Origin of the sequence: Streptomyces sp. NBC_00647 (genome assembly GCF_045207245.1) — a bacterium.
Lineage (GTDB): Bacteria > Actinomycetota > Actinomycetes > Streptomycetales > Streptomycetaceae > Streptomyces.
On record NZ_CP109040.1, the window covers coordinates 2,314,448 to 2,336,036 of the forward strand.

Below are 21,589 nucleotides of genomic sequence, written 5' to 3' on the forward strand. Positions count from 1 at the left end.
GGCCGAACCGTGCGGGCCGGACGGTTCGGAACCGCTCGGCCTCGGGCCGGTGGGACCGCGCGGGCTCGGACCGGTGGGACCGGGCCGAACCGTGCGGGCCGGACGGTTCGGAACCGCTCGGCCTCGGACCGGTGGGACCGGGCGTGGCTCAGGTCGTGCGCTCGGCGACCAGGACCGGACGGTCCGGCAGGGCGACCGTCACCGCGGCACCCGACGCGAGGGTCGCGGCCTCGTGCGTGGGCAGGTCGGCCTTGACCTCGGTGCCGTCCGCGAGCCGCACGGTGACCCGGGTGGCGGCGCCGAGGAAGGCGGTGGCCACGACCCGCGCGTCACCCGCGTCGTCGGCGCTCACCCGGACCGCCTCGGGCCGGACCAGCACATCCACCTCCCCCGCGGCGGGCACGTTCCCGTCCACCGGCAGCCGCCGGCCGAGCACCTCGACCGTGTCGCCGTCGAGGCTCCCCGGAATCCGGCTCATCGTGCCCACGAACTCGGCCACGAACGCGGTGGCGGGACGCCCGTACAACTCGGCGGGCGACGCGCACTGTTCGAGCTGTCCGGCCCGCATCACCGCGACCCGGTCCGCCATGGACAGCGCCTCTTCCTGGTCGTGCGTCACGAACAGGGTGGTGATGCCGAGTTCCAGCTGGAGCCGGCGGATCTCCTCACGCAGCGAGAGCCTCACCTTGGCGTCCAGCGCGGAGAGCGGCTCGTCGAGCAGCAGGACGCGGGGCCGCAGGGCCAGCGCGCGGGCCAGCGCGACGCGCTGCTGCTGACCGCCGGAGAGCTGGTGCGGGAACCGCTCGCTCTTGTCCCCGAGGCCCACGAGATCGAGCAACTCGGCGGCACGGGAACGCCGTTCGGCCGTACGTACCTTGCGCATCCGCAGTCCGAAGGCCACGTTGTCCAGGGCGCTGAGATGCGGGAAGAGGCTGTACGACTGGAAGACCATCCCGGCGTCGCGGCGGTGCGCCGGAACCCGGGTGATGTCCTCGCCGTCGACCAGCACCTCGCCGGAATCGGGCTGCTCGAACCCGGCGAGCATGCGCAGCGCGGTGGTCTTGCCGCAGCCGGAGGGGCCGAGCAGGGCGAGGAGTTCACCGGGCCGGACGGTGAGGTTCAGTCCGTCGAGGGCGACGGTCGGGCCGAACTCCCGCCGGAGTCCCCGGAATTCGACGGTGGCGGCCTTTTCGAGCGTGGCGAGGGTCATGGTCGTCCTCGGGAGGCGGAAGCGGTACGGGAGCGGCCGCCGAAGACGGCGAGCGCGAGAAGCAGTGCCCAGGTGACGAACAGGCTGAGCACGGAGACGGCGACGGACATCTGGGCCTGCGAGCCGCCGACGTTGTAGATCCACACGGCGAACGGCTGGTAGCCGAGCAGCCGCGCGACCGTGAACTCGCCGAGCACCAGGGCCAGGGTGAGGAAGGAGGCGTTGAGCAGCGCGCCGCGCAGATTGGGCAGCACCGCGTGCACGAGCGCCCGCGCGGGGCTCGCGCCGCAGCTGCGGGCGGCTTCGACGAGGGTGCGCACGTCGACGGCGCGCAGTCCCGCGTCCAGGGCCCGGTACACGAACGGCAGCGCCATCACGACGTACGCGAGGACGAGCACGACCGGGAATCCCGGGTCCTGGATCGCGACGAACGTCTGGAACAGCGGGGTCCGCGAGAGATGTTCGGGCCCCCACTTCAGGACGGTGGCGATCCCGGCGACGAACGCGATCGGCGGGACGACCAGAGGCAGTGAGCACACCACCTCGACGACCGGTCGCAGCCGGGGCGCGCCGAGCCGCAGGGCGACCGTGGCGGGCACCATCAGGAGCAGCACCACGGCGATGGTGGCGGCGGCGAGTTCCAGTGAGAGCACCAGGCTGGAGACGAACCCGTCACTGGACACGATCTCGCTGTAGGCGTCGAAGGTGACGCCCTGCCCCGGCACATCGACCGTGAAGATCACGGACGCGGCCATGGGCACCAGGAAGTACAGCGCGGCGAGGGCGAGGACCACCCAGCGCCACAGGTTCAGGCGAGCCATCGCGCGCTCCGTCGTTGCAGGGGCAGGTAGACGGCCATGACCAGGCCCGCGATGAGGACCATGTCGAGGCTGAGGGCGAGCGCCACGTTCTCCTGGCCGACCAGCACGTTGCCGGAGATGGCGTCGGCGATCTGCAGGGTGACCAGCGGGACCGCGCTGCCCACCATCGCGGCGGCGGTGGCGTACGCGGCGAAGGCACTGCCGAAGAGAAGCACGAATCCACCGAGCAGCGAGGGCGCGAGGACGGGCAGCGCCACATACCGCCAGTACTGGACGGAGGTCGCGCCGTTGTTCTGCGCCGCCTCGCGCCACTGGGAGCGCAGGCCGTCGAGGGCGGGTGTGATGGTGAGCACCATGAGCGGGATCAGGAAGTACAGGTAGACGATGACCAGGCCCCAGAAGCTGTAGAGGTTCCAGCCCTTGTCGGTGAGGCTCAAGTGCCGCGTCAGTACACCCGAGTTGCCGAGGGTGGCGACGAAGGCGAAGGCCAGCGGGACGCCGCCGAAGTTGGCGAGGACCCCGGACGCGGTGAGCACGGCCTCGCGCAGGGCGCGGAAGCGGGAGGTCACCACGGCCTGGGCGAGCGGCAGTCCGAGGAGGGTCGCGAGGCCGGCGGAGACGGCGGACAGTTTGACGCTGCCGATCAGGGCGGTCAGATAAGCACCCCGGAACGAGCCGGTCAGGTTGGCCGTGGTGTACGAACTCGCCCCGGTGGCCTGGTCCTTGACGGTGAAGGCACCGTTGAGCATGGCGAGGGCGGGGATGCCGAAGGCGATCGCCACGAAGGCGAGCAGCGGGACGACGGCGAGCCAGTCGGGAGCGCGGCGGCGCCGCCGCTGCTGGTCGGCAGCGGCGGGCGCCACGTCGGCCGGGGCCTCGGTGAGAGCGGTGGTCATCCGGAGACGGCCTTGCCCCAGCCGTCGGCGAGCACGGTCTTCGCCTTGCTCTGCTGGTCCTCGGTCGGGAAGCTCGGGGTGCCGGAGACCGCGGGGAGCTTCGCGGCGGCCGTCTTGTCGAGCGTGCCGGCCTTGTCCAGCGCGGTCATCAGAGCCGGACGGGCGTACCCCTTCAGCCAGAGGTTCTGGCCCTCGGCGCTGTAGAGGTACTCCTGCCACAGGCGGGCGGCCGCCGGGTGCGGGGCGTCCTTGTTGATGGCCTGGGAGTAGAACATGGCGTACTGGCCGTCGGAGGGGATGGCGACCTTCCAGTCGACGCCCTTGGACTTGAACTCGTCAGCGTACCCGGCGTTCAGGTAGTCCCAGTCGATGCTGATGGGCGTCTCGCCCTTCTCGACCGTGGCCGGGGTCGACTCCACCGGCGTGTAGTTGCCGTTCTTCTTCAGCTTGGCGAAGAAGTCGAGTCCGGGCTGGATGTCGTCGAAGGAACCGCCGCTCGCCAGGGAGGCCGCGTACACACCGCCGAAGGCCGAACCGGACTTGGTGGGGTTGCCGTTGAGCGCGACCTGGCCCTTGTACCGCGGCTTGAGCAGGTCCTTGAAGGTCTTCGGGCACTCCTTGACCCGCTTGGCGTCGCAGCCGATGGATATGTAGCCGCCGTAGTCGTTGAACCAGCGGCCCGCGGCGTCCTTCTGCCCCTCGGGGAGATCACCGAAGGCGGTCACCTTGTACGGGGCGAGCAGCCCCTGCTGGGCCGCGCTCAGCGCGAAGGAGCTGCCGAGGTCGAGGACGTCGGGGGCACGGTCCTGGCCCTTGCGCGAGGTGACGGCGTTGATCTCGTCCTGGCTGGAACCGTCGGGGCTCTCGACCTCGATCTTGATGCCGTACTTCTTGGTGAAGCCGTCGATGAGGGCGCCGTAGTTGGCCCAGTCGCGGGGAAGGGCGATCGCGTGCAGCGTGCCCTCCTTCTTGGCCGCCTTGACGAGGGCGTCGAGGCCGCCGAAGTCCGCGGCGGAGGTCGCGGTGGCCGCGCTCTTGCCGTCGGCGGTGGTCGCCTTGTCGTCGGGGGCGGCGCCACAGGCGCTCAGGGCGAGTGCTGCGGCGACGGCGAGGCCGCCGGTGAGGAGGGCGGTCCTCGGCAGGAACACGGTCACGGTTTCTCCAGGGTGACGCACGAGGGTGGGGTGGGACGGAGAACTTGTCTGAACAAGTTGGCCCCAGTAGGCCCGCCGATGGTGTCTTGTTCGTAAACTTTGGCGAAACCGTGACCCCTTGTTCCCTGCACAATCCCGGCTGCCGCGGATCACCGTCCGATGTCGATTAGGCTGATCAGCCTGTGCACAGTGGTCGACTCAGAGGGGAAGAATGGCGGCGCGACACGAGGAGATCGCCGAGGAGCTGCGGAGGGCGATCGACCGCGAGGAGTACACCGTGGGCAGTCTGCTGCCGGCGGAGACCGACCTCGCGGCCCACTACGGCGTCTCGCGCGGCACGGTCCGTCAAGCGGTCGCGGCCCTGACCGCCGAGGGTCTCATCGGTTCACGCCAGGGCGCCCGCCGCGTGGTTCTCGCGGGCCGCCGCAGCCAGAGTTTCGCCGAACTGCGCAGCTTCGCCCAGTGGGCGCGGGCGATGGGGCGCGAGGCGACGGGACACGTGGTGGCGCAGGAGTTCCGCCCGGCGACGGCCGAGGACGCCGTCCGTCTCCAACTACGGGAGAGGACACCCGTGTTGCACGTGCTGCGGGTCCGCGGTCTGGACGGGGAACCGGTCCTGCTGGAGCGCACCGTGTACGCGGACTGGATCTCCCCCGCCGTGGCGGCGATCGAGCCCGAGTGCCCCTCCGTGACCCAGCGGCTCTACGAGGACACCGGCGTGGTCTTCGCCTACGGCGAGCACGTCATCGACGCCGTCGCGGCGGGCGCGCAGGACGCCGACCTTCTCGGAGTCCGCCGCACCAGCCCCTTGCTGCGCGTCCGCCGCGTCACCACCACACGCGAGGGGCGCCCGGTGGAATGGTCCGACGACCGCTACCGCTCGGACGCCGTGAGCTTCAGCGTGCACAACTCGATGGACAACAACGCCCTGGCGAGAAAAACGGCGGAGTAGTCACTCCCTCCGCCCACCGGCCGCCCGCTGAGCGCCGCCTCCCGCAGAGCGCCGGCTCCCTCCGAGCGGCGGGCCCCTCAGAACGCCGGGCTCTGGAGGGCCCGCCAGGGGCGCGGGGAACTGCGCGCCCAGCCACAACAGGCCCGCAGCCGCCAAGAGGCAGGACCCCCACCCCCCGGGGCGCACCAGCGTTCATGGGGGCACCGACTATGTCGGCGACCCCGAGGAAAACCTCCGCAACAGCGGCGAAAGCACCAGCACGGACTTCGTCCGCTCCACGAACGGCTCCCCCGCGATCCGCTCGAGGACCCGCTCGAAGTGCCGCATGTCCGAGGCGAAGACCTGCACCACCGCGTCCGCCTCCCCGGTGACGGTGGAGGCGGCCACGACTTCCTGATAGCGCTCGAGACCGCGCTGGATGGTCTCCGGCGAGGTGTTCCGCCGGCAGTAGATCTCGACGAAGCCCTCGGTCTCCCAGCCGAGCGCCGCCGGGTCCACCCGTACGGTGAACCCGGTGATGGCCCCGGTGGCCCGCAGCCGGTCGACCCGTCGCTTCACGGCGGGCGCGGACAGGCCGACCAGTTGCCCGATGTCCGCGTAGGAGCGACGGGCGTCCTCGGCGAGGGCGTGCACGATGCGTTCGTCGAGATCGTTCAGCACTGCGGGTGGTTCACTTTTCTGCGAGGGGTTCTACGGTTGCTCGGCGACGGGTTCCGCGGTCGCCATCCGGGACCTGCGGTAGCCGTAACTGAAGTAGAACACGAGCCCGACGGCCATCCAGACGCCGAAGACGACCCAGGTGACGGTGGAGAGACTGGCCATCATCCACACGCACAGCAGGAAGCCGATCGCGGGCAGCACCGGCGCGAGCGGAACCCGGAAAGTACGGCGCATGGCCGGGCGCGTCCGGCGCAGTACGACGACGGCGACATTGACCAGCGCGAAGGCGAAGAGCGTGCCGATGCTGGTGGCGTCGGCGAGCTGGCCGAGCGGGATCGCGGCGGCGAGGACACCGCAGAACAGGGACACGATCACGGTGTTGGCGCGGGGCGTGCCGGTCTTCGGGTGGACCCGGGCGAACACCTTGGGCACCAGGCCGTCCCGGCCCATCGCGAACAGGATGCGGGTCTGGCCGTAGAGCACGGTCAGCACGACACTCGCGATGGCGATGACCGCACAGGCCGCCAGCAGCGTGCCCCAGAAGGTCTGCCCGGTGACGTCCTTCATGATCCCGGAGAGCGCGGCCTCCGAGTCGTTGAACCCCCGCCAGGGCCTCGCGCCGACGGCGACGGCGGCGACGAGGACGTACAGGGCGGTCACGATCACCAGCGAGAGCATGATCGCGCGCGGCAGGTCGCGCTGCGGGTCCTTGGCCTCCTCACCGGCGGTGGAGGCGGCGTCGAAGCCGATGTAGGAGAAGAACAGGGTGGCGCCGGCGGCGCTGACGCCCGCCATGCCGAGCGGCATGAAGTGCTCGTAGTTGCCGGAGCGGAAGCCCTGGACGCCGATCGCGCAGAACAGCACCAGCGCGGCGATCTTCACAGCCACCATGATGGTGTTGGCGCGCGCCGACTCCCTCGCTCCGCCGAGCAGGAACGCCATCGCGAGCAGCACGACGATGAGCGCCGGCAGGTTGAAGATGCCTCCGTCACCGGGCGGCGCGGACAACGCGTCCGGAATGGTGACGCCGATGGTGCCGTCGAGCAGTTCGTTCAGGTACTCGCCCCAGCCGACCGCGACGGCCGCGACCGAGACGCCGTACTCCAGGACCAGGCACCAGCCGCAGATCCAGGCGATGAGCTCGCCCATCGTTGCGTACGCGTACGAGTACGAGGATCCGGCGACCGGGATGGTGCCGGCCAGCTCGGCGTAGGAGAGGGCGGAGAAGAGCGCCGTGAGGCCGGCGATCACGAAGGACAGGGTGACCGCGGGCCCGGCCTTGGGGACGGCCTCGCCGAGGACCACGAAGATGCCGGTGCCGAGCGTGGCACCGATGCTGATCATGGTGAGCTGCCACAGGCCGAGGGAGCGCCGCAGGGAGCCTCCCTCGCCCTGACCGCCCTCCGCGACCAGGCGTTCCACGGGCTTGCGGCGCATGAGACGCGCGCCGACACCCGGGGACGGTGGGGCGGACGTGGGTGGGGACTGCGGGGGTGCGCCTTGGTCGAGCACGCGCTGGCTCCTTCATCGCTGCCGGTCGAAAAGGGCGGGGACCGGCGGCACCCCTGACAGGAGGGACCCACCGAGCGGGGTCCCCGCCACGCCTGTGTACAGCGCTTGACCCTATGAGTCCGGGCTTCACGGGCGTAATGCAGCAACCTTGCGCATCTCCGCAAGATCGTTGCGTTCATCGCATCCCGGCGCATGTTCGTTGCGTGGGGCCTTTCGATGGTTGCGCGAGGCGTCTTTTCGCTGCTGGAACAGCCCTGCGAGCACCGGTCCGACACGGCGTCAGTTCCCTTCGCGGGGGCGCCCGTCCACCCCGCCACGCCCTCGGGACACGCGTACGGCCCCCGCTCCCGACGAGGGGAACAGGGGCCGCAGGGAGGCACAGGGGCGGGTCAGCTCCAGCTGGCGTGCAGGGGCTTGCCCTCGGCGTAGCCTGCCGCGCTCTGGATGCCGACGATCGCGTTCCGGGCGAACTCGTCCAGGGAGTTGGCGCCCGCGTAGGTGCAGGAGGAACGGACGCCCGCGATGATCGAGTCGATCAGGTCCTCCACGCCCGGACGGGTCGGGTCGAGGAACATGCGCGAGGTGGAGATGCCCTCCTCGAACAGCGCCTTGCGGGCCCGGTCGTACGCCGACTCCTCGCTGGTGCGGTTCTTGACGGCTCGCGCCGAGGCCATGCCGAACGACTCCTTGTACAGGCGTCCGTTGGCGTCCTGCTGGAGGTCGCCCGGGGACTCGTACGTGCCGGCGAACCAGGAGCCGATCATGACGTTGGACGCACCGGCGGCCAGCGCCATCGCGACGTCACGGGGGTGGCGGACACCGCCGTCGGCCCACACGTGCTTGCCGTACTTCTTGGCCTCGGCCGCGCACTCCGTGACGGCCGAGAACTGCGGCCGGCCGACGCCGGTCATCATGCGGGTGGTGCACATGGCGCCGGGGCCGACGCCGACCTTGATGATGTCGGCGCCCGCGTCGATCAGGTCCTTGACGCCCTCGGCGGCGACGATGTTGCCCGCGACGATCGGCACCTGCGGGTCGAGCGCGCGCACCGTCCTGACGGCGCTGATCATCGACTCCTGATGGCCGTGCGCCGTGTCGATGACGAGCGTGTCGACGCCCGCGTCGAGAAGCTGCTTGGCCTTGCCCGCCACATCGCCGTTGATGCCGACGGCGGCGGCGATGCGCAGCCTGCCGTCGGCGTCGGTGGCCGGGGTGTACAGCGTGGCGCGCAGGGCGCCCTTGCGGGTGAGGATGCCGGCCAGCTTGCCGTCCGCGTCCACGGCGGGGGCGTAGCGGCGGTTGGCGCCGTCGAGCGTGTTGAACGCCTCGCGGGGTTCGATGTCGGCGTCGAGGAGCAGCAGGTCCTTCGACATGACCTCGGACAGCTGGGTGAAGCGGTCCACGCCGGTCAGGTCGGCGTCGGTGACCACACCGACGGGACGGTCGTTCTCGTCCACGACGACGCCGGCGTTGTGGGCGCGCTTGGGCAGCAGGGCCAGCGCGTCGGCGACGGTCTGGTGGGGCGCGAGGACGATCGGGGTGTCGAGCACCAGATGGCGTCCCTTGACCCAGGAGACGACCTCGGTGATGACCTCGATCGGGATGTCCTGCGGAATGACGACAAGGCCACCGCGGCGGGCGACGGTCTCGGCCATCCGGCGGCCCGCGATCGCCGTCATGTTGGCGACGACGAGCGGGATGGTGGTGCCCGTCCCGTCCGGAGAGCTGAGGTCCACGCCCTGACGCGAGCCGACCGCGGAACGGCTGGGCACCATGAAGACGTCGTCGTACGTCAGGTCGTACGGGGGCTGGATGTCGTTGAGGAAACGCACGTGCTGCACATCCCAGTCGATCAGAGGTGGCCCCCGGACAGGTCAGCCAGGGGGAAGAGCACGTACTTCATTGTCCCATGGCAACCGGTACGCGGTCCCCGGACAGATCATCCAGGCTGGTCAGGGGGCAATTGGTCGGATCCTCCAAGGACGAGGACGACCCAGAGCGTGGCGTCGAACTGCTGGTAGTGGCCGGAGGCCGACTCCAGGACCTCCTGAGCCGTCTCCCACTCGCCGGGACGCGCCCTCGCGTAGGGGCGCCAGCCGGTCACCACCAGGAGCCTGCCCGGACTGGCCGGTCCCCAGTCGGGATCACCCAGGACGTCGGCCAGCGCGTCCCAGTTGCGCCCGAACCACTCCGGCAGGTCGAGGGCGCGGACACAGCGCGCCATGAAGCCGGCCTTGTCGAGAACCCCGGTGAGGTCGAGCTCGGTGACCTGCCACCCGGCGGAGCGGCACACCTCCGAGAGAGGACCGTGGGTCATCTCAGCACCGCCTTGAACGAGTCGTAGTGATCGTCGGTGTAGTAGATCTCCCCGCCGCGCCCGGTGACGATGCGCCGCGCCCCGCGGTCGCTCTCGCCCGGAGTCCGGACCGTGTACTCGTGGTAGTACCCCCTGGCGTGCCTCGGCAGCTCACGCTCGAGGTTGCCGAAGACGGTGCCGTCCTTGGCGTACGGGTAGGGGCCGCCCCGGTCGATGAGGGCGAGGGTCTCCCGGGCTTGTGCGGGGAGCGCGGCCGCGGCGACGGCCGGCAGGCCGCCGGCCCAGGACGGGCTCGCCGTGGCGGGGCTCGCGGCCGTGGCCGCGGAGTCCTCCGGCACGGCCGTCCCTGTCGACGAGCAGCCCGCCATCAGGACTGTCAGACAGACCAGCAGGCCGGCGAACAGCCGGCCCGCGTACGCGCGAGGGGACGGCCGCGGCAGCATGACGTCGATGCTGCCACGGCCGTCCCCTCGCGGCGCGCGGTGGAAAACCCTCAGGGGCCGTCCGGGTCCGCCCGGTTCAGCGCCGGACGCGGGGGCGGGCCCGCCGTCATCAGGCTGTCCGCGGCCGAGGTGTCGGTCACCAGGCTGGTGACCAGCCCGGACCGCAGGACCGCGTCGATGGCGGCCGCCTTGCGCTGCCCGCCCGCGATCGCGACGACCTCGGGGATACGGCGCAGCCGGTCGGCCTCGACCGTGATGCAGCGTTCGCCGAGGTCACGCCCGACCCGCCGGCCCTCGGCGTCGAAGAGGTGCGCGGACATCTCGGCGGCGACACCGAGGGACGCGTAGTGCGAGCGCTCCTCGTCGCTGAGCATGTCGTGCACCGTGGAGATGCCCGGCTCCCAGGAGCCGATGGAGACGCAGGCGACCGTGACCTTGTCGAAGTACTCGAAGGCGCGGGCGATCCCCGTCTGGTTGCGCAGCGCCGCCGCGGTGGCCGCGTCGGGCAGCAGCATCGGCGCGTAGATGGGGTGGGCGTCGCCGCCCGACACCTGCGCGGCGCGCCGGACTGCCTCGACGGAGCCGCGCTCGGCGGTCCCGGCGTCGTACACGCCCGTCAGCTGCACCACGGTGCACGGCGGGAGCCGGTCCAGGGCCGCCGCCATGTGGATCGTGGAACGGCCCCAGGCGAGTCCGAGCACATCACCCTCGTTGACGAGTTCGCCGAGCAGGTCGGCGGCCACCTCACCGAGGTTCTCCGGGTCGGGCGACTCCTCGGCATCGGCCGGGGACTCGACGACCACGGCATGCCGCAGGCCGTAGCGGGCGCGCAGCGCGTCCGAGCGCTCCGCGTCCAGCTCGGCGGGGACGCGGATCTCGATCCTCACGAGATCCCGTTCGAGAGCGGTCTCCAGGACCCGGGCCACCTTGAAGCGGCTGACGCCGAACTCCTCGGCGATCTGGATCTTGGATTTGCCCTCGAGGTAGAAGCGGCGGGCCATGGCCGCCGCCTGCACCAGCTCAGCGGGTCCCATCCGCATGGCTGACCGGCCCGCCGACATACCCGACACGGCGATCTCCTTCACTTCTGTTCACACTCTGGATTCGCCGTTCATCCTTGCAGATCCGGCGTACTCGGTTCGCCCTGATGGGCGGCGTTCACGTTCCCTTGGCTCAGTGGTCGCACGCCCACGATGCATGGGCCGTCGCCTCCTGAGCCTGGGTGCGCAATGCACGTACCGCCTGGGCCGGGTCCGCCGCCCCGTAGACCGCCGAACCGGCGACGAAGACGTCGGCACCCGCCTCCGCACACCGCTCGATGGTCGACGCCGAGACACCGCCGTCGACCTGGAGCCACAGTTCCAGTCCGTGCTTGCTGATCAACTCGCGCGTGCGGCGGATCTTCGGGAGCATGATGTCAAGAAAGGCCTGACCCCCGAATCCGGGTTCGACCGTCATGATCAGCAGCATGTCGAGCTCGGGCAGCAGGTCCTCGTACGGCTCGATGGGGGTCGCGGGCTTGAGCGCCATGGAGGCGCGGGCGCCCTTGGCCCGGATCTCCCGGGCCAGCCGGACGGGCGCGGCAGCCGCCTCCACGTGGAAGGTGACGGAGCCGGCACCCGCTTCCACGTACTGGGGCGCCCACCGATCGGCGTCCTCGATCATCAGATGGCAGTCCAGCGGTGTGTCCGTCGCACGGGCCAAAGACTCTACGACCGGCACCCCGAGGGTGAGGTTCGGTACGAAATGGTTGTCCATGACGTCGACATGGAGCCAGTCCGCGCCCCGCACCGCCTGTGCCTCCTCGGCAAGACGGGCGAAGTCGGCGGACAGGATGCTGGGGTTGATCTGCACGGCCATGCCCCAAGACTGCCATGCCCCGGGCCGGTTGCTCTCCTCGGTCCGGACCTGGGTTGTTCCGCGGATGTCGTACGACGGTCCGGCATGCCATGCTGGGCGGCCCAGCGGCTCTGCGTCCGACCCCGGGGGTGGGCATGAAGCGGCTCGACGCCTGGAAGCGGGCGACCATCGGGGTGGTGTGCGGACGGCGGTCCAAGTGGCTGGTCCTGGCCCTGTGGCTGCTGGTGCTCGTCTTCGTGGCGCCCCTCGGCATGAAGCTCAGCGACGCCCAGGACAACGACGCGCAGTCCTGGCTGCCGGGCTCGGCCGAATCCACCCAAGTCCTGGACATCTCGAACGAGTTCCGGCCCGAGCAGATTCCCGCGGTGGTCGTCTACACGCGCGCGGACGGCCTGACCGCGCAGGACCGACGGCAGATCGCCGAGGACGTCCAGCAGGTGAAGACGCTGCGGGAGCACGGCATCCGCGGCGCGGAGACCCGTGGGCCGGTCTTCGACCGGCAGCCGGATCCGCGCGCGGCACAGATCTACATCCCCATCACGATGGACGCGTCGGGCTGGCAGCGGATCGCCCCCGCCGTCGACTCCATCCGTGACCAGGTGGGCAGGGGCGACGACGGCCTGTCCGTGCACATCACCGGGCCCGGCGGTACCGCCGCCGACTCCTCCAAGGCCTTCGAGGGCATCGACTCGACGCTGCTCTTCGCCGCGATGGCCGTCGTCATCGTGATGCTGCTGATCACCTTCCGCAGCCCGATCCTGCTGTTCGTCCCGCTGCTCGGCGTGGTCGTCGCCCTGTTCACGGCCCAGGCGCTGATCTACCTGCTGGCGAAACACGCCGGTCTGACGGTCAACGGCCAGAGCGCGGGCATTCTCACCGTGCTCGTGTTCGGGGCGGGCACCGACTACGCTCTGCTGCTTGTCGCCCGCTACCGCGAGGAGCTGCGCCGCCACGAGGACCGCCACGAGGCGATGAAGCTCGCCATGAACCGGGCGGGTCCGGCGATCCTCGCCTCGGGCGCGACGGTCGTGCTGAGCATGCTGGTCCTGCTGGTCGCCGAGATGAACTCGACGCGGGGCCTCGGGCCGGTCGCCGCGATCGGCGTGGGAGTCGGCCTGCTCGCGATGCTCACGCTCTTCCCGGCCCTGCTGCTGGTCTTCGGGCGCTGGATCTTCTGGCCCTCCGTTCCGCACCTCGGCTCGCCCGATCCGACCAGGAGCGGCGTCTGGGCGCGTATGGGCCACCGGATCGCCCGCCGCCCCCGGACGACCTGGGTCGCCACGGCACTGGCGCTGGCGGTGCTGTCCCTCGGCCTGATCCAGCTGCGGGCCGCGGGTATCTCCAACGCCGACGCGTTCACCGGGAAACCGGACTCGATCGTCGGCCAGGAGGTGTCGGCGCGCTACTTCCCCGCGGGCGCCGGCGATCCCCTGGTGATCGTCTCCGACACCGCCCAGGCCGAGCAGGTCGGCCGTGCCGTCGCGGCGGATCCGGGCGTGGTCCCGACGAGCATCGGTGTGCCACCGGGCACCGCGCCCGAGCGCGACGGCCGGGTGCTGTTCGAGGCGACCATGCGCGCCCCGGCCGACAGCGAGGCGGCGAAGGCGACCGTCGACCGGGTGCGCGACGCGGTGCACGCGGTACCCGACGCCGACGCGAAGGTGGGCGGCGGCACGGCGGCCCTGCTGGACATGGAGGACGCCCAGACGCATGACAACTATCTGGTCATCCCGCTCGTCCTGCTGGTGGTCCTGCTGGTCCTGAGCGTCCTGCTGCGCGCTCTGGTCGCTCCGCTCCTGCTGATCGGGACCGTGGTGCTGTCGCTGGCCACCGCCCTCGGCGTGAGCGCGCTGGCCTTCCGGCACGTCTTCGACTACGCGGGCGAGGACGTGGCCTTCCCGCTGTTCGTCTTCGTGTTCCTGGTGGCCCTGGGTATCGACTACAACATCTTCCTGACCACCCGCATCCGCGAGGAGGCGGGCCGCCACGGCACCCGCGCCGGTGTGGTGACAGGTCTCGCCACCACCGGGGCGGTGATCACCTCGGCCGGTCTCGTCCTCGCGGGCACGTTCGCGGCACTCGGCACCCTGCCGATCGTGGGCTTCGCGGAGATCGGCTTCGCGGTCGCTCTCGGCGTGCTCCTGGACACCTTCGTGGTGCGCTCGGTGCTGGTCACCTCGCTCTTCCTCGACGTGGGCCCGAAGGTGTGGTGGCCGAACCGGCTCGCACGCGAGGACGGCACGGCGCGACCCGCCGACGCGGGGCGACCGGAGGCGTCCGGAACGCCCGGCGGGCCCGGAGCCCCCGGAGCGCCGGGCGAGCCAGGGACGTCCGAGGAACCCGAGGCTTCCACCGAGACCGGAGGACCGGCGAAACCGTCCCCGCCGCCCGGCTGACCGGTTCTCAGCCGGAGGTCCGACGGACTCGCCGTCCGGCCCGACAGGGCGGAGCGGTCAGCCGGTCCTGCGGATGAGCGCCAGATACATCGCGTCCGTCCCGTGCAGATGCGGCCACAGCTGTACGTCTGGGCCGTCCCCCAGAGCCGGGACGCCGGGCAGCAGCGGACGGGCGTCGAGCAGTTCGGCGGAGCCGCCCTCGAAGTGCTTCAGGACGTCGTCGACGACCGCGCGGGTCTCGGCGAGGTGCGGCGAACAGGTCGCGTACCCGACGACGCCGCCGACCCGCACCGAGTCGAGCGCCGTGCGCAGCAGCCCCCGCTGGAGCGGGCCGAAGCCGTCGAGGTCCTCGGGGCGACGCCGCCAGCGCGCCTCGGGACGGCGGCGCAGCGCGCCCAGGCCCGTGCAGGGCACGTCCATGAGCACCCGGTCGAAGGTGCCGGGCCGCCACGGCGGGCGGGTGCCGTCGGCGGCGATGACCTGGTAGGGGCCGGGGTTCCCGGCGAGCGCCTTGGCGACGAGCCCGGCCCGGTGCGGCAGCTTCTCGGAGGCGAGCAGTGTCGCGCCCCGCTGGGCGGCGAGGCCGGCCAGCATCGCGGCCTTGCCGCCGGGTCCGGCGCAGCCGTCCAGCCAGGCCCGGTCGGGCCCGTCGATCGGCGCGTTGGCCAGGGCGAGCGCGACCAGCTGACTGCCCTCGTCCTGGACGCCCGCACGGCCCTCCCGTACGGCGTCGATGGCGCCCGGCTCGCCGCCCTCGGTGAGCCGCACGGCGTACGGCGACCAGCGCCCGGGAAGCGCCGAGTCCTCGTCCAGGGCGTCGAGGAGTTCTTCGGAGGTGGAGCGTCCCGGCCGGGCGACGAGAGTCACCTCGGGCCGTTCGTTGTCGGCCTCCAGCAGGTCCTCGATGCCGGCCCGGCCACCGCCCAGCGAGTCCCACAGCGCGGAGACGACCCAGCGCGGGTGCGAGTGCACGACCGAGAGGTGGTCCTCGGGGTCCTCGTCGTAGGGTGGCGCGACCTGTTCCAGCCAGGCGTCGAGGTCCTGCCGCGCGACCTTGCGCAGCACGGCGTTCACGAACTTGGCCCGCCCGTCGCCGAGCACCACCCGGGCCAGCTCGACGGAGGCGGAGACGGCGGCGTGCGTCGGGATGCGCGTGCCGAGCAGCTGGTGGACCCCGAGGCTGAGCACGTCGAGGACCGGCGGGTCGACCTCGCGCAGCGGCCGGTCGACACAGGCGGAGATCACGGCGTCGTACGTTCCCTGCCGGCGCAGCGTGCCGTACACCAGCTCGGTGGCGAGCGCGGCGTCCCGTGCGTCGAAGTCGCTCTTCTCCCTCGCCTTGCGCAGCAGGGGCGGCAGGACGAGGTTCGCGTAGGCGTCCCGCTCGTCCACGGCCCGCAGCGCCTCGAAGGCGAGCATGCGGACCGGGTCCTTCTGGGGGCGGCGGTAGGGCTTGCCGGGCTTCTGCGGCCGACGGGGCTGCTCACTCACGAAAAAGGTGCTCCGGATCCAGGAAAAAAGATGCGCTTATCAGCGTACGCCGCAGGTCCGGCGTCAGACTCCGAGCCGCTCCCCGGACGCGATCCGCACCCCGCGGGCCCAGTCCGCCGCGCGCATCGGCTTCTTGCCCTGGGCCTGCACCCAGAGCAGTTCCACGGCGAAGGACCCGGTGCCCACGTACACATTGTTCTTGGCGACCGACAGCTCGCCCGGGGCGAGATCCGTGCGGTCGGGCACCATCGCGACCTGGATGAGTTTGAGGCGCTCGTCGCGGAAGACGGTCCAGGAGCCGGGCGCGGGCGTGCACCCGCGCACCACGCGGTCGACGCGCAGCGCCGGGGCGGCCCAGTCGACGTGGGCGCTCTCCACGGTGATCTTCGGCGCGGTGCTGATGCCGTCGGCGGGCTGCGGGACGGCCTTGAGCGTGCCGTCCTCGATCCCGTCCATCGTCGCGGCGAGCAGTCCCGACCCGGCGAAGGCGAGCCGCGTCAGCAGGTCCCCGCTGGTGTCGGTGGGCCGGATCTCCTCGGTGACGGTCCCGTACACCGGCCCGGAGTCGAGGCCCTCCTCGATCAGGAAGGTGGAGGCGCCGGTGATCTCGTCGCCGGCCATGATCGCGTGCTGTACGGGGGCGGCGCCACGCCAGGCGGGCAGCAGCGAGAAGTGCAGGTTGACCCAGCCCTGGGCGGGGATGTCGAGGGCGACCCGGGGCAGCAGGGCCCCGTACGCGACGACGGGACAGCAGTCCGGGCCGATCTCCCGCAGCCGGGCCAGGAACTCCTCGTCCCGGGGCTTCACGGGCTTGAGCACCTCGATCCCGGCCTCTTCCGCGCGCTCGGCGACCGGACTCGCGACGAGCCGCCGTCCCCGCCCGGCGGGGGCGTCCGGCCGGGTCACGACAGCGGCCACCTCGTGCCGCCCGGAGGCGATCAGGGCGTCCAGGGCGGGAACGGCGACCTCGGGGGTACCTGCGAAGACGAGCTTCATGGGTGGCGGTTGGCCTCTCGGGCGGGAGCTCTTCCATCCCCCGCGCGCGTGCCGGTGGAGGCGAAGCGCGGGGCAGCGCACCAGTCTATGCCGCGCCGGGCCCCGGGGCTCGGGGGTTCTTCCGGGGTGCCATGTCCTGCGGCAGGTACGGGTGGTGCGGCCCGGTCACCGGCACGGCACGTGGGGCGCGCGCACCATACGCCGGGGGGCGTACATCCTGGGACGCGCCCCGTGCATATGCCCTTGCGCCCCCGCAGCGTGACCACTCACCCGTCCACGCGTTGGTCAAGAAAGAGTTGACCACAGCGGGCTGCAAATTCGCGGCCCGATCCTTTTCAACGCCTGTTCGAGAGGCTTGTTCATGGCCGACCACGCAACCCACGACGCCCAGGCTCGGGCCAGCCTGCACTTGCTGGTGCGGGACATCGAGCGGGTCCGCCGACAGGTGGACGCACTGCGCACGCTGACCGCCCAGTTGGGCAACGTCTACCGTCCGCGCCGCTCCGGACCCTCCACGGGCTTCGTCGTCTACGGACGCGCTCCCGCCCCGACCGTCCGTCTCGCCCAGGAGCTGCGGGACAGCGTCGAGACCCTGGTCACGGCCGCCGTGGACTTCGACCGCTCACTCGGATTCTCGTGGGACGCGGTGGGCTCGGCCCTCGGGGTCACCAAGCAGGCGGTGCACCGTCGTTACGGCGCCCGCCGCGCGACCGCCCAGGCCGCCGCGGAGGCGGAGCGCGCCACGGAGACGGCGAGCACCCGCACGGTCGCCGTCGACACCGTTCTCCCCGCAGTGCCGACCGTCCCCGCCGCCCGCTCCATGCCGACCCAGCCGACGGCCGGCAGCCCCACGCTGCGCGACGAGGTGCGGCCCACGGCCTTCCCGGGCCCACGCAACGGCTGACCCGTCCCTCCTGACGACAACTGCCTCCCGGCGCCAAGGCCCCCGGGAGGCAGTCCTATGTCCACGTCGGCAGCTCACCCGATGTCGAGCGGATCGATCCGGATCCGTACGGGCTCGCTCCCCCCACGTGCCATGCGCGCCGCCTGCGCGCTCTTCAGAGCGGTCGCCAGCGCGGCGCCGCTGCCCGGGGGCACCCGGATGAGCACCCGTTCCCCGGCCTCACCAGGAGGCGGCCCGCCGGCCCGCCGGGGCCGGCCGGCCTCGGTGACCGGCAGCGGTACGGGCCCCAGCACCTCGGCGTCGCGCGGCAGTTCGGCGGCGGCGAGGAACCCGGCGAGCGCCTCCGGCGTCCCGGACACCGCCGCCATCCGGGAGACGGGCGGAAAGCCCAGCTCGGCCCGCTCGGCGAGCTCCCGCACCGCGTGCCCGACGGGATCCCACCGTACGAGCGCCTGCACGGGCCGCAGGGTGGGTTCGGCCACGACCACGACCGTGCCGCCCTCCCCCTGCGGACGGACCAGCGCGGCGGCCCCTATCCACCGGCGCAGCGCGTCCTCGCCGGCCCGCAGATCGGGCCGTCCGAGCATCGCCCAGCCGTCGAGCAGCAAGGCGGCCGCGTATCCGCCCTCGGCGACAGGTTCGGCGCCCGGGGTGCTCACCACCAGCGCGGGCGCCTCGGACACCGTGTCCAGCACCTGCTCCCGCCCAGATGTGCGCACCGGTACGGCAGGGAACGCCCGCCCCAGTTCCTCGGCGGTCCGGCGGGCACCGACGACCTGGGCCCGCAGCCGGAAGCCTCCGCACTCCTGGCAGTGCCAGGCACTCTCGTCCCGCCCGCACCACGCACAGTGCAGTGCCTGGGCGTCCTGCGCCTCCAAGGGCCCCGCGCAGTGCCGGCACCGCGCGGGCGTCCGGCACTGCGCGCACGCCATCCTGGGCACATATCCCCGCCGGGGCACCTGGACCAGGACAGGCCCCTGCCGCAGCCCCTCCCTGACGATCTGCCAGGCGAGCGTGGGAAGCCGAGCGGCACGGGCTGCCTCGTCGCGCGCGAGATCTCCGTCCCCCACGGTCCGCACCAGCGGCGCCGCGCCGCGCACCCGCTCCCGGTCCGCGGCCAGCGGCAGTGCCCAGCCGCTCTCGACCAGCTGTGCCGCCTCCACCGTGCACGTCCAACTCCCCAGCAGGAAGCCGCACTTGTCGCGTGACGCGCGCAGCTCCAGCACTTCCCGGACATGCGGGAAGGGAGCGTTGTCATCGCTGTGCCCGGCGTCCCCGTCGTCCCAGACGACGACAAGTCCCAGATTCCGTACGGGCGCGAACATGGCGGCCCGCGTGCCGACGACGGCCCGCACGGCCCCGCGCCGTACCGCCAGCCACTCCCGGTAGCGCCGCTCCGGTCCGGCGTCGGCGGTCAGCACGGCGTGCTGCCCCTCCCCCAACAGGGCCTTGAGCGCACTGTCCACTCGGGCGGCGGGCCGTCCGGCCGGTACGACGACGAGCGCGCCGCGCCCGGAGGCGAGCGTCGCCTGCACGGCCCGGGCGATCTCCTCGGCCCACTCGGGACCGGGCAGCGCGGTCCACACGGCGCGCGGGGCCCCGCCGGAGGCCAGCGAGGCGAGGAAGTCCGCCCCTCTCCCGTACCTCCGCCAGGTCCCGGGGTCGGGTGCGGCGGGAGGAGGCGGGGGCGCCGGCGACTCCCGTGCCTCGGCGCGGGCGTGCCGGGGCGGAACGGCCAGTTGCAGCACGTCGGCGAGCGATCCCGCGTACCGGTCGGCGACAGCGCGGGCGAGTCCCAGCAGTTCGGGCCCGAGGACGGGCTCGGGCGAGACGACCTGCGCGAGGGCGGCCAGCGGCCCGGAGTAGTCGGACTCGGCGACCCGCTCGACGAGGTAGCCGTCGATCAGACCGCCGCCCTCGCGTCGCCCCTCGCGCACGGTGCGTCCCCCGGCGCCGAATCGCACCCGCACGCGTACGCCCGGCTGCGCGGCCTCGTCGAGGTCCTCGGGCACGGCGTAGTCGAAGTAGCGGTCGAGGTGGAGCACGCCTTTGTCGACGAGCACCCGCGCGACGGGCAGCTCCTTGGCGAGCGCGGCCCCCCGCCAGGTCCGCGGCTTCGCCTTCGGCGCCTTGGCCTGGCGCACGGCCTCCCGGATCAGCGCAAGCTGCTCGGGCGGCGCACCGTCCGCACCGTCCGCACCGTCCGCGGGTCGCCCGTTCGCGCTGCTCACAGCAGTATTCCTACCAGACCGCACTGACAGCGCCGCGCGCCCGAGATCAGGCCGGCCGCGGATCGTGAACGCCCTGCGGGCGCTTCTGCCATGGGCCGCTCGGCCATGCCGGTCCAGGACCGGCAGCGGGATTCGAACCCGCGAGGGGACATCCCCCGGAAGTACCCGCGGCCATCGCACCGGGCTGGGCGGTGCCGGTTCTCCCGAGATCAGTAGCGGCAGCGGAACGTGTTCCAGATTCACCGCACGCCATGGGCGTACTCCACCGAAGTAACCGCGGCCATCGCACCGGGAGGTCGCCAGCGTACGAATTCCGGCCCTCCGGGGCCACCGATTTCCGCACGGCGGCCGTGAGGCCCGGCACCCCTGGGGGTGCCGGGCCTCACGGCTGTGACGAGGATCCGGGGACTACAGGCCCGCGGCCTTGCGCAGCGCGTCCACCCGGTCCGTCCGCTCCCACGTGAAGTCGGGCAGCTCGCGGCCGAAGTGGCCGTAGGCGGCGGTCTGGGCGTAGATCGGGCGGAGCAGGTCGAGGTCGCGGATGATGGCCGCCGGGCGGAGGTCGAAGACGTCCGTGATGGCGGTCTCGATCTTCTCGGCGTCGACCTTGGCGGTGCCGAAGGTCTCGACGAACAGGCCGACCGGCTCGGCCTTGCCGATGGCGTAGGCGACCTGGACCTCGCAGCGCGAGGCGAGGCCCGCGGCGACGACGTTCTTGGCGACCCAGCGCATGGCGTACGCGGCGGAGCGGTCGACCTTGGACGGGTCCTTGCCGGAGAAGGCGCCGCCGCCGTGGCGGGCCATGCCGCCGTACGTGTCGATGATGATCTTGCGGCCGGTGAGGCCGGCGTCGCCCATCGGGCCGCCGATCTCGAAGCGGCCGGTCGGGTTCACCAGCAGGCGGTAGCCCTCGGTCTCCAGCTTGATGCCGTCGTCGAGGAGGGCCTTCAGCTCCGGCTCCACGACGAACTCGCGGATGTCGGGAGCGAGCAGCGAGTCCAGGTCGATGTCCGACGCGTGCTGCGAGGAGACGACGACGGTGTCCAGACGGACCGCCTTGTCGCCGTCGTACTCGATGGTGACCTGGGTCTTGCCGTCGGGGCGCAGGTACGGGATGGTCCCGTTCTTGCGGACCTCGGACAGACGGCGCGAGAGCCGGTGCGCGAGGTGGATCGGGAGCGGCATCAGGTTCGGGGTCTCGTCGGTCGCGTACCCGAACATCAGACCCTGGTCGCCGGCGCCCTGCCTGTCCAGCTCGTCCTCGTCGCCCTCGACGCGCGACTCGTACGCCGTGTCGACGCCCTGCGCGATGTCCGGGGACTGGGAACCGATCGACACCGACACGCCACAGGACGCTCCGTCGAAGCCCTTCTTCGACGAGTCGTAGCCGATCTCCAGGATCTTGTCGCGGACCAGCTGGGCGATCGGCGCGTACGCCTTGGTCGTGACCTCTCCGGCCACATGCACCAGGCCGGTCGTGATGAGCGTCTCCACGGCGACCCGGGATGTCGGGTCCTCGCGCAGGAGCGCATCGAGAATGGTGTCGCTGATCTGGTCAGCGATCTTGTCGGGGTGACCCTCGGTCACGGACTCCGAGGTGAACAGGCGACGGGACACAACGCTCCCTGTGGTTGCAGCGGCTGCTGGCTGATCATTGGTGGACGGGACGGGGGCTGCGCCCGGCGTCGTCCGAGAACAGTTTATCGGTCGCACTCAGCCGCGGGACCCCTGTCTCGCCTCTCGGAA

Annotated in this window: 18 protein-coding genes and 1 tRNA gene; 3 read left to right on the plus strand and 16 right to left on the minus strand. The window is 71.9% G+C overall.

All coding sequences use genetic code 11. From position 1 onward, the window contains the following. Nucleotides 1-148: 148 nt before the first annotated feature. From OG788_RS10170 to OG788_RS10185, 4 genes are read right to left on the minus strand one after another with little or no spacing between them, the layout of a single operon-like run. Nucleotides 149-1,210: an ABC transporter ATP-binding protein gene (locus OG788_RS10170; RefSeq protein ID WP_406370282.1), complete on the minus strand. Its 1,062-nt coding sequence runs from the start codon at nucleotides 1,208-1,210 to the stop codon at nucleotides 149-151. Continuing rightward, complete coding sequence (locus OG788_RS10175; RefSeq protein WP_406370283.1) at nucleotides 1,207-2,031, minus strand: ABC transporter permease; 825 nt, start codon at nucleotides 2,029-2,031, stop codon at nucleotides 1,207-1,209. The genes OG788_RS10170 and OG788_RS10175 overlap by 4 nt, the downstream gene beginning before the upstream one ends. Then, nucleotides 2,019-2,927 carry an ABC transporter permease gene (locus OG788_RS10180; protein ID WP_406370285.1) on the minus strand — a complete coding sequence of 303 codons (909 nt, stop codon included), beginning with the start codon at nucleotides 2,925-2,927 and terminating at the stop codon, nucleotides 2,019-2,021. Before OG788_RS10180 ends, OG788_RS10175 begins: the two co-directional genes overlap by 13 nt. After that, nucleotides 2,924-4,081 (minus strand): ABC transporter substrate-binding protein, encoded by a 1,158-nt coding sequence (locus OG788_RS10185; protein ID WP_406370287.1) that lies wholly within the window; start codon nucleotides 4,079-4,081, stop codon nucleotides 2,924-2,926. The genes OG788_RS10180 and OG788_RS10185 overlap by 4 nt, the downstream gene beginning before the upstream one ends. 211 nt (nucleotides 4,082-4,292) lie before the next feature. Between OG788_RS10185 and OG788_RS10190 the strand changes: the two genes are divergently transcribed. Next, nucleotides 4,293-5,033: a GntR family transcriptional regulator gene (locus OG788_RS10190; protein ID WP_351539217.1), complete on the plus strand. Its 741-nt coding sequence runs from the start codon at nucleotides 4,293-4,295 to the stop codon at nucleotides 5,031-5,033. A gap of 207 nt (nucleotides 5,034-5,240) precedes the next feature. Here OG788_RS10190 and OG788_RS10195 read toward each other — a convergent pair whose 3' ends face one another. From OG788_RS10195 to rpe, 7 genes are all read right to left on the minus strand, one after another. Further along, complete coding sequence (locus OG788_RS10195) at nucleotides 5,241-5,693, minus strand: Lrp/AsnC family transcriptional regulator (protein ID WP_015661832.1); 453 nt, start codon at nucleotides 5,691-5,693, stop codon at nucleotides 5,241-5,243. A 30-nt stretch (nucleotides 5,694-5,723) separates the two neighbouring features. Beyond that, nucleotides 5,724-7,205, minus strand: coding sequence for an amino acid permease (locus tag OG788_RS10200; RefSeq protein WP_406370289.1), 1,482 nt, complete (start codon nucleotides 7,203-7,205; stop codon nucleotides 5,724-5,726). Nucleotides 7,206-7,594: 389 nt separating this feature from the next. Next, entirely contained in the window at nucleotides 7,595-9,037 is a 1,443-nt protein-coding gene (locus OG788_RS10205) for a GuaB1 family IMP dehydrogenase-related protein (protein ID WP_406376718.1), read from the minus strand. A 107-nt stretch (nucleotides 9,038-9,144) separates the two neighbouring features. Next, nucleotides 9,145-9,522 carry a barstar family protein gene (locus tag OG788_RS10210; RefSeq protein WP_406370291.1) on the minus strand — a complete coding sequence of 126 codons (378 nt, stop codon included), beginning with the start codon at nucleotides 9,520-9,522 and terminating at the stop codon, nucleotides 9,145-9,147. Continuing rightward, nucleotides 9,519-9,965, minus strand: coding sequence for a ribonuclease domain-containing protein (locus tag OG788_RS10215; protein ID WP_406370293.1), 447 nt, complete (start codon nucleotides 9,963-9,965; stop codon nucleotides 9,519-9,521). Before OG788_RS10215 ends, OG788_RS10210 begins: the two co-directional genes overlap by 4 nt. Nucleotides 9,966-10,015: 50 nt before the next feature. Then, nucleotides 10,016-11,026 (minus strand): sugar-binding transcriptional regulator, encoded by a 1,011-nt coding sequence (locus OG788_RS10220; protein WP_266765587.1) that lies wholly within the window; start codon nucleotides 11,024-11,026, stop codon nucleotides 10,016-10,018. A 112-nt stretch (nucleotides 11,027-11,138) separates the two neighbouring features. After that, entirely contained in the window at nucleotides 11,139-11,825 is a 687-nt protein-coding gene (gene rpe / locus OG788_RS10225) for a ribulose-phosphate 3-epimerase (protein ID WP_351539205.1), read from the minus strand. 134 nt (nucleotides 11,826-11,959) lie between these two features. Here rpe and OG788_RS10230 point away from each other — a divergent pair, with 134 nt between their 5' ends. After that, a complete protein-coding gene (locus tag OG788_RS10230) occupies nucleotides 11,960-14,221 on the plus strand; it encodes an MMPL family transporter (protein ID WP_406370295.1) in 2,262 nt (753 codons plus the stop codon). Between the two features lie 57 nt (nucleotides 14,222-14,278). Here OG788_RS10230 and OG788_RS10235 read toward each other — a convergent pair whose 3' ends face one another. Beyond that, on the minus strand, nucleotides 14,279-15,712 hold the full coding sequence (locus OG788_RS10235) for an RsmB/NOP family class I SAM-dependent RNA methyltransferase (protein ID WP_406370297.1): 1,434 nt from the start codon (nucleotides 15,710-15,712) through the stop codon (nucleotides 14,279-14,281). Nucleotides 15,713-15,775: 63 nt separating this feature from the next. Beyond that, nucleotides 15,776-16,708 (minus strand): methionyl-tRNA formyltransferase, encoded by a 933-nt coding sequence (gene fmt / locus OG788_RS10240; RefSeq protein WP_351539196.1) that lies wholly within the window; start codon nucleotides 16,706-16,708, stop codon nucleotides 15,776-15,778. Nucleotides 16,709-17,069: 361 nt separating this feature from the next. Here fmt and OG788_RS10245 point away from each other — a divergent pair, with 361 nt between their 5' ends. After that, nucleotides 17,070-17,612 carry a hypothetical protein gene (locus OG788_RS10245; protein WP_351539193.1) on the plus strand — a complete coding sequence of 181 codons (543 nt, stop codon included), beginning with the start codon at nucleotides 17,070-17,072 and terminating at the stop codon, nucleotides 17,610-17,612. Nucleotides 17,613-17,686: 74 nt separating this feature from the next. Here the strand turns inward: OG788_RS10245 and OG788_RS10250 are convergent, their stop codons facing one another. From OG788_RS10250 to metK, 3 genes are all read right to left on the minus strand, one after another. Beyond that, on the minus strand, nucleotides 17,687-19,843 hold the full coding sequence (locus OG788_RS10250) for a primosomal protein N' (RefSeq protein ID WP_356757693.1): 2,157 nt from the start codon (nucleotides 19,841-19,843) through the stop codon (nucleotides 17,687-17,689). A 117-nt stretch (nucleotides 19,844-19,960) separates the two neighbouring features. Continuing rightward, nucleotides 19,961-20,042 (minus strand) — tRNA-OTHER (locus tag OG788_RS10255). Nucleotides 20,043-20,251: 209 nt separating this feature from the next. Then, nucleotides 20,252-21,460 (minus strand): methionine adenosyltransferase, encoded by a 1,209-nt coding sequence (metK, locus tag OG788_RS10260; RefSeq protein WP_356759336.1) that lies wholly within the window; start codon nucleotides 21,458-21,460, stop codon nucleotides 20,252-20,254. Nucleotides 21,461-21,589 lie beyond the last annotated feature (129 nt).

Bases quoted from the DNA above. Each gene is read 5' to 3' on its own strand.
- OG788_RS10170 (WP_406370282.1), bottom strand. From the start codon at position 1,210: ATGACCCTCGCCACGCTCGAAAAGGCCGCCACCGTCGAATTCCGGGGA.
- OG788_RS10175 (WP_406370283.1), bottom strand. From the start codon at position 2,031: ATGGCTCGCCTGAACCTGTGGCGCTGGGTGGTCCTCGCCCTCGCCGCG.
- OG788_RS10180 (WP_406370285.1), bottom strand. From the start codon at position 2,927: ATGACCACCGCTCTCACCGAGGCCCCGGCCGACGTGGCGCCCGCCGCT.
- OG788_RS10190 (WP_351539217.1), top strand. From the start codon at position 4,293: ATGGCGGCGCGACACGAGGAGATCGCCGAGGAGCTGCGGAGGGCGATC.
- OG788_RS10210 (WP_406370291.1), bottom strand. From the start codon at position 9,522: ATGACCCACGGTCCTCTCTCGGAGGTGTGCCGCTCCGCCGGGTGGCAG.
- OG788_RS10215 (WP_406370293.1), bottom strand. From the start codon at position 9,965: ATGCTGCCGCGGCCGTCCCCTCGCGCGTACGCGGGCCGGCTGTTCGCC.
- OG788_RS10220 (WP_266765587.1), bottom strand. From the start codon at position 11,026: ATGTCGGCGGGCCGGTCAGCCATGCGGATGGGACCCGCTGAGCTGGTG.
- rpe (WP_351539205.1), bottom strand. From the start codon at position 11,825: ATGGCCGTGCAGATCAACCCCAGCATCCTGTCCGCCGACTTCGCCCGT.
- OG788_RS10230 (WP_406370295.1), top strand. From the start codon at position 11,960: ATGAAGCGGCTCGACGCCTGGAAGCGGGCGACCATCGGGGTGGTGTGC.
- fmt (WP_351539196.1), bottom strand. From the start codon at position 16,708: ATGAAGCTCGTCTTCGCAGGTACCCCCGAGGTCGCCGTTCCCGCCCTG.
- OG788_RS10245 (WP_351539193.1), top strand. From the start codon at position 17,070: ATGGCCGACCACGCAACCCACGACGCCCAGGCTCGGGCCAGCCTGCAC.